Consider the following 12,216-nt stretch of genomic DNA (forward strand, 5'->3'; position numbering starts at 1 on the left):
ATGAGAATCTTGGAGACACCATGAACGCACCCACGGAGCGCGCCCACCTGGCGCCGCCGGAGCCATCCCCGCCCGCGCCTTCGCAGCCCACCCAACCGCAACACGACATCACGCTCGACGACAAGTGGACGCTCGAGCGCGGCCGCGCCTTCATGACCGGCACCCAGGCCCTGATCCGCCTGCCGATGCTGCAGCGCGAGCGCGACCTGAAGGCCGGCCTGAACACTGCCGGCTACATCACCGGTTACCGCGGTTCGCCCGTCACCGCCGTCGACCAGACCGCGATGAAGGCGAAGAAACACCTCGACGCCCACCACGTCAAGTTCCACCCGGGCATGAACGAAGACCTGGCGGCGACCGCGGTCTGGGGCACCCAGCAGACCAACCTCTACAAGGACGCGAAATACGACGGCGTGTTCGCCATGTGGTACGGCAAGGGTCCGGGCGTCGACCGCTGCGGCGACGTGTTCAAGCACGGCAACAATGCCGGCTCCTCCCGGCATGGCGGCGTGCTGGTGCTGGCCGGCGACGACCACGCCGCAAAATCGTCTTCCACCGCGCACCAGTCCGACCACATCCTGACCCACTGCGGCATCCCGGTGCTGTACCCGTCCTCGGTCCAGGAATACCTCGACTTCGGCCTGCATGCCTGGGCCATGAGCCGCTACACCGGCCTGTGGGTGTCGATGAAATGCGTGACCGACATCATCGAATCGGGCGCCGTGGTCGATCTCGACCCGGACCGCGTGCAGATCGTCACCCCGCTGGACTTCCAGCTGCCGCCGGATGGCCTCAACATCCGCTGGCCGGACGCCGTGCTGGACCAGGAAGTGCGGATGAGCAACCACAAATGGTATGCCGCGCTGGCGTATGCACGCGCGAATAAACTGAACCGCATCATCTGGGACAGCCCGCGGCCGAAGATCGGCATCATCACCGCCGGCAAGAGTTACCTGGACACGCGCCAGGCGCTGGCCGACCTCGGCATCGACGAGCAGGCCGCGCGCGACATTGGCCTGCGCCTGTATAAAGTCGGCATGACCTGGCCGCTCGAGGCCGAAGGCGTGCACGAGTTCGCGCGCGGCCTCGACGAGATCCTGGTGGTCGAAGAAAAGCGCCAGGTGATGGAATACGCGCTCAAGGAAGAGCTGTACAACCTGCCGGACGGCGAGCGTCCGCGCGTGGTCGGCAAGTTCGACGATACCGGCGAATGGAGCAACAGGAACCGCATGGGCCATGGCGACTGGCTATTGCCGGCGACCTATGAACTCAATCCCGCCCAGATCGCGCGCGCCATCGCGTCGCGCATCTCGCACTACTGCGCCGGCCATCCGGTGGCGGAGCGGGTCAAGGAACGCATCGTCTTCCTGGAAGCGAAGGAGCTGGTGCTCAAGAATATTCCGGCGAAGCCGAATCCGCAGACCGACCGCATTCCTTACTTCTGCTCGGGCTGCCCGCACAACAGCTCGACCAAGGTGCCGGAAGGCTCGCGCGCCATGGCCGGCATCGGCTGTCACTACATGGTGCTGTGGATGGACCGCGAAACGTCGACCTTCACGCACATGGGCGCGGAAGGCACGACCTGGATCGGCCAGGCCCCGTTCACCGACGAGAAACACGTGTTCGTGAACCTGGGCGACGGGACGTACTTCCATTCGGGCATCCTGGCGATCCGCGCCGCGGTGGCGGCCAAGGTCAACATCACCTACAAGATTCTCTACAACGATGCGGTCGCGATGACGGGCGGCCAGAACGTCGACGGCCCGCTCGACCCGGGCATGATCAGCCGCCAGATCGCGGCCGAGGGCGTCAAGCCGATCATCGTCGTCACCGACGAACCCGATAAATACCCGAGCGACTATGCCTGGGCGCCGGGCACCACGGTGCGCCACCGCTCCGAGCTGATGGATGTGCAGCGCGAGCTGCGCGAGATGCCGGGCGTGTCGGCCGTGATCTACGACCAGACCTGCGCGTCCGAGAAGCGCCGCCGTCGCAAGAAAGGCGAGTTCCCCGACCCGGCCAAGCGCGTCGTGATCAACGAGGCCGTGTGCGAAGGGTGCGGCGACTGCTCGGTGCAGTCGAACTGCCTGTCGGTCGAGCCGCTGGAAACCGAACTGGGCCGCAAGCGCCAGATCAACCAGTCCTCGTGCAACAAGGACTTTTCTTGCGTGTCGGGCTTCTGCCCGAGCTTCGTCACCGTCGAAGGCGGCGGCTTGAAGAAACCGAAGAAAGCGACGAGTTCCGAAGCCGCTCCGCCAGCCTTGCCGCTGCCGGCCATTCCGTCGGTCGCGACGCCGTACGGCATCCTGGTCGCCGGCGTCGGCGGCACCGGCGTGGTGACCGTCGGCCAGATCCTGGCCGTGGCGGGCCACGTCGAAGGCAAGGGCGCGATCGTGCTCGACCAGAGCGGCCTGGCCCAGAAGGGCGGCCCGGTGATGTCGCACGTGCGCCTGGCCGAGCGCCAGGCAGACCTGCATTCGACCCGCGTCGGCACCGGCAGCGCCGACCTGGTGATCGGCTGCGACCAGATCGTCACCGCCAGCCGCGACGCCCTGAGCCGCATGGGCGAGGGCCGCACCTGGGCTGCGGTCAACGCCAGCGGCGCCACCACCGCGGCCTTCGTCAAGAACCCGGACTGGCAATTCCCGGCCGAGGGCTCGCGCGGCGCCATCGAGCAGGCCTGCGGCAAGGGCAACGTCGACTTCATCGACGCCGGCCAGATTGCCACCGCCTTGCTGGGCGATGCGATCGCCACCAATATGTTCATGCTCGGCTACGCCTTCCAGAAGGGCCACGTGCCGCTGCAGGAAAATTCGCTGCTCAAGGCGATCGAACTGAACGGCGTGTCGGTGGCCTTCAACCAGGCGGCCTTCAACTGGGGCCGCAGCGCCGCGCACGACCTGGCCGCCGTGAGCCGCGCCGCCTTGCCGTCGAAGGTGGTCGAGTTCAAGCGCATCCAGACCCTGGACGACATCGTCAGCCGCCGCATCGAGCTGCTCACCGCCTACCAGGACGCGGCCTATGCCGGCCAGTACAAGGACTTCGTCGACCAGGTGCGCGCGCAGGAAGAAAAGCTCGGCAAGGGCACGCGCCTGACCGAAGCCGTGGCGCGCTACTACTACAAGCTGATGGCCTACAAGGACGAGTACGAGGTCGCGCGCCTGCACGCCGACCCGGCCTTCCGCGCCAAGATCGGCGCCATGTTCGAAGGCGACACCAGGCTGAAGTTCCACCTGGCGCCGCCATTGATGGCCAGGCACGACAAGGAAGGCCGCGCCATCAAGCGCGAGTACGGCCCGTGGATGATGAGCGCCTTCGGCGTGCTGGCGAAGTTCAAGGGCTTGCGCGGCACCGCCTTCGACGTGTTCGGCTACACCGCCGAGCGCAGGACGGAGCGCGCCCTGATCGGGCACTACCGCGAGACGGTGACGGCCCTGCTGCCGAAGCTGACGCCCGAGAACCTGGCGCAGGCGGTGGCGATCGCCAGCATCCCGGAAGACATCCGCGGCTACGGCCACGTGAAGGAGCGCCACCTGAAGGCGGCCAGGGAGAAAGAGGCGGCGCTGGTGGCGGCGTTTCATGCGCCGGGGGCGGCGCCACAGGCGGCTTGAGCGTGAACGCGTGGATGGTGCGGCCATTCACGCGTTCAATGTCAGGCCAGCGATTGTTCGCTTGATATCGGTCGTTGTGTCCTAGCCTCAACCGTTACAGTTGGTTGTATTCGACCCGGATATCGGCGTCTATAATCGGACGCATGAGCTCGCTACCTACCTCCGGCAAGACCTTTCCATTGCGTTTGATTTCCAGCGCGCTCGCCGCGCTGTTCGTCCTCGCCGGTTGCGGCGGTGGCGGCGGTTCTCCGAGCGTCGGCGCGCCCGCGCCCGCGCCGGTGGCGCAAGATCCGGGGCCCACGACGCCGGTCCCGCCACCCCCGGTCGCCACCGAGCCGACCCCGGAAGACCTGAACCCGAACCTGCTGGGCGACGCCTACGGCAGCTACTGGAACAAGTGCGCCGTCCCGCGCGCGGGCCTGGATGCGAGCGGCAAGCCGTATCCCGACGTGCAGGGCACGCTGCTGGACGAACTGAAATTCCTGCGCGCCTGGGCCAACCAGTACTACCTCTGGTACGACGAGATCCCGAACACCTACAAGATGGCCGACTTCAAGAGCGCGCTCGACTATTTCGCGGTGCTCAAGACGCCGGCCCTGACGGCCAGCGGCCAGCCGAAGGACCGTTATCACTTCACCTACCCGACCGCCGAGTGGGAAGCGATGCAGACCCAGGGCATCGACCTGGGCTATGGCATCACCTGGAGCCGCAACGCCGACGGCCGGGCGCCGCGCACCTGGCTGATCACGGCGGTCGAGCCGGGATCGCCCGCCGCTGCGGCCGGCCTGCTGCGCGGCGACATGCTGCTCAAGGTCGATGGCGTCGACTTCGTCAATGCCACCGACAAAGACGCGGTCGACCGCATCAATGCCGGCCTGTTCCCGGCGTCCGCCGGCGCCACCCACAGCTTCACCCTGCAGCGCGGCGGGGTGGCTTTTGATGCGACGATGGCCGGAGCCGAGGTCGTGCTCGCGCCGGTGAAGAACGTCAAGGTGATCGAGACCGCCAGCGGCAAGGTCGGCTACCTGACCTTCGACAACTTCAACGCCGTGTCCGAGAAACAGCTGTACGACGCCTTTGTCACCTTCCAGCAGGCCGGCGTCAACGACCTGGTGCTCGACGTGCGCTACAACGGCGGCGGCTTGCTGTACGTCGCCAGCCAGCTGGCCTACATGATCGCCGGCCCCGCGTCGACGAGCGGCAAGGTGTTCGAGCGCTCGCGCTACAACGACAAGACGCCGGCCTACCAGCCGATCATGTTCCGCTCGACCGCCTGGGGCTTCGCCTCGAGCAATCCGCTGCGTACCGGCACACCACTGCCCAGCCTGGGCCTGAAACGGGTGACCGTGCTCAGCACGGCGGGCACCTGCTCGGCCAGCGAATCGGTGATCAACGGCCTGCGCGGCGCCGACATCGAAGTGATCCAGATCGGCGGCACCACCTGCGGCAAGCCCTACGGCTTCACGCCGGTGCCGAACTGCGGCACGACCTATTTCTCGATCGAGTTCCAGGGCGTGAACCACAAGGGCTTCGGCGACTTCACCGACGGCTTCACCCCCACCTGCCAGGCGAGCGACGACCTGTCGCGGCCGGTGGGCGACCAGAACGAAGGCTTGCTGGCCACGGCCCTGGCCTACCGCGCCAATGGCGCCTGCCCGGTCTCGACCACGGCCAGGGCCCGCGTCGTGCCGACGCGGATCGTGCGGCCGGAGGCCAGGGAGATCTCGATCCACACCACGCCGGGCGCGCCGCCGCGCTAAGAACCTGCCGGGATAGGTTCTAAGCAAAACCCCTGTATTGACGGGCGGGCGGCGCCGCATGCCGCCTGCCCGTCGGGTTTCCATGGCTGAACTGTTGCGCTAAGAACACGTCTATAATCATCGGCTTCCTTCTGTCCTTGCCGGAGCTTGTCGATGATCCGTTCTGCGTTACTGCTGGCCCTGTTGTCGGCCATTCCCCTCAGCCAGTCTGCCCATGCCGCCCCCGACCTGACCACCGTGTCGGAGCGCTCGGGCTTCACCGCTACCGGCCGCTACGACGAGACGATCGCGCTGTGCGCCGCGTACCAGCAGGCGTACCCGAAGCAGGTGCAGTGCATCGATTTCGGCATCACGCCGGAAGGCCGCCCGATGAAGGCGCTGGTCGTGAACGGCAAGGGCGTGTTCACCCCGCAGGCGGCGAAGCAGCAGGGCCTGCCCGTGACCCTGATGCAGGGCGGCATCCATGCCGGCGAGATCGACGGCAAGGACGCCGGCTTCCTGGCGCTGCGCGAAGCGCTCGAAGGCCGCGCGGCCAAGGGCGCGCTCGACAAGCAGGTGTTCATTTTCGTCCCGGTGTTCAACGTCGATGGCCATGAGCGCTTCGGCAAGTGGAACCGCCCGAACCAGCGAGGCCCGGTCGAGATGGGCTGGCGCACCACCGCCCAGAACTACAACCTGAACCGCGACTACCTGAAGGCCGACGCGCCCGAGATGCAGGCCATGCTGGCGCTGGTGAACGCCTGGGATCCGCTGGTCTACGTCGACCTGCACGCGACCAACGGCGCCAAGTTCCAGCACGATATCTCGATCCAGGTCGAGCCGGTGTATTCGGGCGACCCGGGATTGCGCAAGGCCGGCCTGGCTCTGCGCACCAACGTGATCAAGGACATCGCCAAAGAAGGCTCGACGCCGCAGTCCTATTACATGTCGTTCGTGAAGCATGACGACCCGATGTCGGGCTTCATGGACAACGTGTCCGATCCGCGCTTCTCGACCGGCTACTTCCAGCTGCGCAACCGCATGGCGATGCTGGTCGAAACCCACTCGTGGAAGGAGTACCCGGTGCGCGTGCGCATCACCCGCAACACCGTGGTGTCGGTGCTCGACCAGGTGGCGAAGAACGGCAAACAATGGCAGCAGGCCGCGTATGCGGCCGACGCGCGCGCCGCCAAGCTGGGCAACCAGCCGGTGGCGCTGTCGTACAAGGCCTCCGACAAGAAGGAGATGGTCGATTTCAACGGCTACGCCTACACCCGCACGCCGTCGGAAGTCTCAGGCGCCCTGATGACGCGCTACGACGAAACCCGCCCGCAGGTATGGCGCGTGCCGCTGTGGCAGGACATCGTGGCCGATTTCCAGATCACCGCGCCGCGCGCCGGTTACATCGTCCCCGCCGCCTACGCCGCGATCGTGGGCGAGAAGCTGCGCCAGCACGGCGTCGAGTTCCGCAAGCTGGACAAGACGGTCGAGCGCTACGAAGCAGAGACCTTCCGCGCCGCCAAGGCCACCCTGGCCGCCGCTTCGGTCGAAGGCCACCAGCGCCTGACGGTGGAAGGCAAGTGGACGGCGGAAGCGCGTCCGGTTGCGGCAGGCTCGCTGTTCGTGCCGATCGCGCAGCCGAAGGCGCGCCTGGTGGTGGCGATGCTGGAGCCGCAGGCGCCGGATTCGCTGCTGGCCTGGGGCGCGTTCAACACGGCCTTCGAGCGCAAGGAGTACCTGGAAGACTACGTGGCCGAAGAGGTCGCGCGCGAGCAGATGGCGGCCGATCCGGCCGTGGCCAAGGCTTTCCAGGAACGCCTGGACAGCGATCCGGCCTTCGCCAGGAACCCGCAGGCGCGCCTGGAATTCTTCGCCAAGCGCCATTCGTCGTACGACGAGCGCCTGAACCTGTATCCGGTGCTGCGCGCGAACGTCGCTCCCTGACCCGGTAGTGCGTCGTTTTCGGGCGTCACATCTGCAATGACGCTCTGGATATTCAGGGTGGGACGGCGGATGCGGGCGGCGAGCTCAGGATGATCGTCCTGACCGCGCCGCTGGCCTGCGGCGTGAGCTGGTAGAGACGGTCGTACTCGTCGTCCCCGATGTCGAGGCCGGGCTCGCCGCCGAACAGGCGCACCAGTTCCGGCAAGGTGTTCGAGTGACCGACCACCAGCACGGGTCCGCGCAGCGCCTTCACCTGGTCGACCAGCGCTTTGGGCAGGGCCGGGTCGTACTGCGCGACCTGCAACCCCAGCTGCTGCGCCAGCGGCTGCGCGGTCTGCAGCGTGCGCGCGGTCGGCGTGCTGAAAATGGCCTGGATGCCGGTGCGGTACAGGATCGCCGCGATGTGTTGCGCGCGCAGATGGCCTTGCGGCGTCAGGGCCGGGTCCTTGCCGATGCTGGCCTTTTCGCCATGACGCACGAGGTAGATCGCGCTGGGCTCGGCCAGCGCCGCGCCAGGCAGGAGCACGGCAAGGGCAATGGAAATATTTCGCAGCAGGCGTGGGGTTCGGCGCAAAGGCAGGCGCATCGCGGTTTTCTCGAAGGTGAAGGTGACGCCAGCGTAGCACGGCGGAACTCAGGCTTGGATATCTGGGAAAGGACCGTCATGGATCCTAGCATCCCACTGCGGCGCGGCGAGGGGCAGCGTTGCCACCCGGACCAGTGACTCACTGGACATATACCAGTCATTGACCACCAGTTCGGCCTGCTCGATGCGCATGACGCCCAGCGGTGCGTCGCGCAGTGCGTGGAGCAGTGCGGCAAATCGCGCCGCATCGCGCAAGGGCTCGGTGAAACGAAACAGCGTCATATGCGCGGTCACCAGGCGATAGCGCCGGTCGAGCGCGCCGTCGAGGCCCCGCTCGCGCAAGGCGGTGCGCAGACGCTCGCGCAAGATTTCCAGCACTGGTCCGCGTGCAACACCGCGCGCCATCACCGCGCCGCGCGACAGCGCGATGCCGCCGAAGTCGATGTCGATCGCCTCGATGCCGTCCACGGCGGCCCGGACCGCGGCCAGATAGTCGTCCACCAGCGCCGGGTGGATGGCGACGCCGGCGCCGGCGGTCAGCAGCGACAGGATCGTCATGTGCAGATCGGCTGCCGGGTAACGATACTGCCGCGGCTCGGCGCCCGCCAGGCGGTCCAGCAGGCTGTCGATGCGGGTTTGCAGCGAGGGGTCGGGACGCGCGATCAGGCTGATGCCGCGGCGCGGGTCGGGACCCGCGGCAAGACGCGTGTCGCAGTCCACCTCTCCACGCGCGATCGCGCCGAAAGCGTGCTCCCACATCGTGTCGTAATGGGCCTGCAGGCTGCTGCCGGAGATGTCAGTCATCGCTTCGTACGATCGAGACAAAAAACGGGGACAAAACACGGGACGAAAAACGGGACGAAAAAAAAGCAGAGGCCCGGCCTCTGCTTTCATCCTACGCGGTCGTCAGAGCTGCGTTAGCGAAATCGTGTTCGTGGCCGGCGTCGAACACGGCTCCTCGTCGAACGCGATGTCGCCCAGGGGATTGGGCACGCCATCGGTCTTGAGGCCAACGAAGTCGAACAGATCGCGGTCCTGCAAATGCGACGGCACCACGGTCGACAGCGACGAGAAGATATTCTCGACCCGGCCCGGATGCTTCTTTTCCCACTCGCGCAGCATGTTCTTGATTTGCTTTCTCTGCAGGTTTTCCTGCGAGCCGCACAGGTCGCACGGGATGATCGGGAAACCCTTCACTTCGGCGTAGCGCTCGGTGTCGGCTTCCTTCACGTAGGCCATCGGGCGGATCACCATGTGCTTGCCGTCGTCCGACACCAGCTTGGCCGGCATGCCCTTCAGCTTACCGCCGAAGAACATGTTCAGGAAGAAGGTCTCGAGGATGTCGTCGCGGTGGTGGCCCAGCGCGATCTTGTTGCAGCCGAGTTCATCGGCCACGCGGTACAGGATGCCGCGCCGCAGGCGCGAGCACAGCGAGCAGGTGGTCTTGCCTTCCGGGACCAGGCGCTTGACGATGCTGTAGGTGTCCTGGTTTTCGATGTGATAGGGCACGCCGAGCTTGTCCAGGTAGGCCGGGAGAATATGCGCCGGAAAGTTCGGCTGCTTCTGGTCGAGGTTGACCGCGACGATGTCGAAGTGGATCGGCGCGCGCTCGCGCAGCGTGAGCAGGATGTCGAGCAGGGCGTAGCTGTCCTTGCCGCCCGACAGGCAGACCATCACCTTGTCGCCATCCTCGATCATGTTGAAGTCGCCGATCGCCTGGCCCACCAGGCGGCACAGGCGCTTGTGCAGCTTGTTGTTCTCGTGCGCGATCTTCTCTTGCTTCTTGACGTCGACTTCGACGCCTGCGGTCGGGAAGTCCGCTTCCACGACGCGCTCGACTACGGTTTCGTTCATGCTGCTTCCTTGATCTGGAACACTTCAACGCCGACGCCTTCGCAGTCGGCATACACATCCGGCTTCATCGTCGAGACACCGGCGGCGCGCACGCGCGGGTGCGCCAGCATCGCCTTGACCACGTCGTCGCACAGGGTTTCCTGCAGGTGGATGTGGCCCTTGGCGATGCGCTGGGCAATGGTCTCGCGCATGAAGTCGTAGTCGACCACTTCCGCCAGCTGGTCGGCCTTCGGCGTCGACAGCTCCAGCGGAATGTACAGCTCGACATTGATCAGGACACGCTGCTCGCCCTTCTTCTCGAAATCGTGCACGCCGATATTGATCATCACTTCGTAATTGCGCAGGAACAGCCGGCGGCAATCGCGCAAGCTCGGGTGGGACAGGGCGGACAACATGGGATAGCCTTATTTGTGGGAGTTATTCGATTCGGTCAGGAACATCACGTCGCGGCTCAGCGGCATCAGGTGCTGGCCGCCATCGACCAGCAGGGTGGTGCCGGTCAGCGCGCGCGCCGATGCGGCGTAGACCACGGCGTCGGCGATGTCCTGCGGGGTCGACGAGCGCTGCAGCGGCGTCATCTGGTGCGCCGCGGCGAAGCCTTGCTCGCTCTGGTCGCCCGAGACCATCGTGATGCCGGGGGCGACGCCGACCACGCGCACCTTCGGCGCCAGCGCCTGCGCCAGCATCGTGGTCGCCGTGTGCAGGGCCGCCTTGGACAGCGTGTACGACAGAAAATCCGGGTTGAGATTGTACAGTTTCTGGTCCAGCAAGTTGACCACGACGGCCTGTCGCCCGTCCGGGGTGGCGGCGTGCAATTCCTGCGCCAGCAGCACCGGCGCGGCCACGTTCGCCTGCATATGGGCATTGAGCAGCTGCCAGGAGAACTCGGTGGCGCTGTCGTATTCAAACAACGAAGCGTTGTTGACGACGCAAGACAGCGGCCCCAGCGCGGCGCTGGCCTGGCCGACCAGTTGCCGCACCGCCGCCTCGTCGGCCAGGTCGCATTGCAGCAGCGCGGCGCGCCGGCCAAGCGCCAGGATGGCGTCGCGCGTCGCGATGGCGTCGCTTTCGGAATGGCGGTAGTGCAGGGCGAGATCCCATCCGGCCTGGGCCAGGCCGAGCGCGATCGCGCGGCCGAGGCGGCGGCCGGCGCCGGTCACCAGCGCGACCCGGGGCAGGGAAATCGAAGGGCTGTCCGTCATTGATATGGTCGAAGGCTGTAAATTGTTGATAAAAGCTATTCTGGCTACAATGCCGGCATGTCCTTGCCCGCACCCGAACCTGACGCCCTGGCCGCGTCCCATTCCCTGCAACAACTGATCGCCGCTGACATCGCACAGCACGGCGGCGCGATCGCATTCTCTCGTTTCATGGAACTGGCGCTGTACGCGCCCAGGCTCGGGTATTACAGCGGCGGCGCGGCCAAGCTCGGCGCGAGCGGCGATTTCACCACCGCGCCCGAGATGACGCCGCTGTTCGGGGCGGCCGTGGCGCGCGTGGCAGCCGCTATTATCGCCCAAAGCGCGCCCGACATCATCGAGTTCGGCGCCGGCACCGGCCGCCTGGCGCGCGACGTCATCACTGCTCTGGCGCGCATTGGCGTTCCTGTGCGTTCCTACACCATCATCGAGTTGTCCGGCGAACTGCGCGCGCGCCAGCAAGCCAACCTGGCCGATCTGCCGCAGATGCGCTGGCTGGACGCCATGCCGGACCGGTTCAGCGGCGTGGTGCTGGCCAACGAGGTGCTCGACGCCATGCCGGTCGAGCTGGTGATCCGTACCCGCGACGGCTGGCGCCGGCAAATGGTCACGGTCGAGGACGGCGCCTTCGCCTTCGTCCAGGCGCCGCTGGGCGACGAACTGGCCGCGCAGCTGGCGCGCCAGGTGCCTGACCACGAGCAGATGATCGAGGGCTATGTGACCGAACTGCACCCGGTTGGCGCCGGCTTCATGCGCTCGCTGGCGGCGATGTTCGCGGGCGGCCGCGGCGCCGCCATCCTGGTCGACTACGGCTTCCCGGCCCACGAGTATTACCTCGACCAGCGCATCGGCGGCACCTTGATGTGTCATTACCGCCACCACGCGCACCCGGACCCCTTTTACTTGCCCGGCCTGCAGGACATCACGGCCCATGTCGATTTCACGGCGATGGCGCTGGCGTCCCAGGATGCCGGCCTGCCGGTGCTGGCCTATATGAGCCAGGCCGCCTTCCTGCTCGGCGCCGGGATCGGTGAACTGTTGCTGGAAAACGACCCCAACGACGCCAGGCAGTTCCTGCCCCTGTCGCGGGCCGTGCAAAAGCTGGTGTCTCCAGCTGAAATGGGCGAATTGTTCAAGGTGCTGGTGGTCGGACAGGACGTAGAATTGCCGGACGCAATCGTGCATGCGGACCGCAGCCATCGCTTGTAGACTTTATGATATCTTGCACAGCGGATACAAATCCGGCTAAGCTGTGCGATATTCCCGCGTCTCGTCACATGACG

Annotated in this window: 9 protein-coding genes; 4 read left to right on the forward strand and 5 right to left on the reverse strand. The window is 66.2% G+C overall.

Translation table 11 applies throughout. The annotated features are described in order from the left end of the window. Nucleotides 1-20 precede the first annotated feature (20 nt). The 3 genes from ABIB38_RS02395 (at nt 21) to ABIB38_RS02405 (ending at nt 7,294) form a co-directional block, all read left to right on the forward strand. On the forward strand, nt 21-3,611 hold the full coding sequence (locus ABIB38_RS02395; RefSeq protein ID WP_429201444.1) for an indolepyruvate ferredoxin oxidoreductase family protein: 3,591 nt from the start codon (nt 21-23) through the stop codon (nt 3,609-3,611). Nucleotides 3,612-3,754: 143 nt separating this feature from the next. Further along, nucleotides 3,755-5,371 (forward strand): S41 family peptidase, encoded by a 1,617-nt coding sequence (locus tag ABIB38_RS02400; protein ID WP_429201446.1) that lies wholly within the window; start codon nt 3,755-3,757, stop codon nt 5,369-5,371. Between the two features lie 153 nt (nt 5,372-5,524). Beyond that, a complete protein-coding gene (locus ABIB38_RS02405) occupies nt 5,525-7,294 on the forward strand; it encodes a M14 family metallopeptidase (RefSeq protein WP_429201448.1) in 1,770 nt (589 codons plus the stop codon). 52 nt (nt 7,295-7,346) lie between these two features. Here ABIB38_RS02405 and ABIB38_RS02410 read toward each other — a convergent pair whose 3' ends face one another. The 5 genes from ABIB38_RS02410 to ABIB38_RS02430 all read right to left on the reverse strand — a co-directional run bounded on the left by ABIB38_RS02410 (nt 7,347) and on the right by ABIB38_RS02430 (nt 10,936). Further along, a complete protein-coding gene (locus tag ABIB38_RS02410) occupies nt 7,347-7,880 on the reverse strand; it encodes a SixA phosphatase family protein (RefSeq protein WP_429201450.1) in 534 nt (177 codons plus the stop codon). 48 nt (nt 7,881-7,928) lie between these two features. Further along, a complete protein-coding gene (locus ABIB38_RS02415; protein WP_429201451.1) occupies nt 7,929-8,684 on the reverse strand; it encodes a 2'-5' RNA ligase family protein in 756 nt (251 codons plus the stop codon). Between the two features lie 102 nt (nt 8,685-8,786). Continuing rightward, nucleotides 8,787-9,734: a tRNA 2-thiocytidine(32) synthetase TtcA gene (gene ttcA / locus ABIB38_RS02420; protein WP_429201453.1), complete on the reverse strand. Its 948-nt coding sequence runs from the start codon at nt 9,732-9,734 to the stop codon at nt 8,787-8,789. Next, nucleotides 9,731-10,129: a dihydroneopterin aldolase gene (locus tag ABIB38_RS02425; protein WP_429201454.1), complete on the reverse strand. Its 399-nt coding sequence runs from the start codon at nt 10,127-10,129 to the stop codon at nt 9,731-9,733. Before ABIB38_RS02425 ends, ttcA begins: the two co-directional genes overlap by 4 nt. A gap of 9 nt (nt 10,130-10,138) precedes the next feature. Beyond that, nucleotides 10,139-10,936 (reverse strand): SDR family oxidoreductase, encoded by a 798-nt coding sequence (locus tag ABIB38_RS02430; protein WP_429201456.1) that lies wholly within the window; start codon nt 10,934-10,936, stop codon nt 10,139-10,141. Nucleotides 10,937-10,993: 57 nt separating this feature from the next. Between ABIB38_RS02430 and ABIB38_RS02435 the strand changes: the two genes are divergently transcribed. Further along, entirely contained in the window at nt 10,994-12,142 is a 1,149-nt protein-coding gene (locus tag ABIB38_RS02435; protein WP_429201458.1) for a class I SAM-dependent methyltransferase, read from the forward strand. Nucleotides 12,143-12,216: the final 74 nt, after the last annotated feature.

Source organism: Massilia sp. UYP11 (genome assembly GCF_050434805.1).
Taxonomy (GTDB): domain Bacteria; phylum Pseudomonadota; class Gammaproteobacteria; order Burkholderiales; family Burkholderiaceae_D; genus Telluria.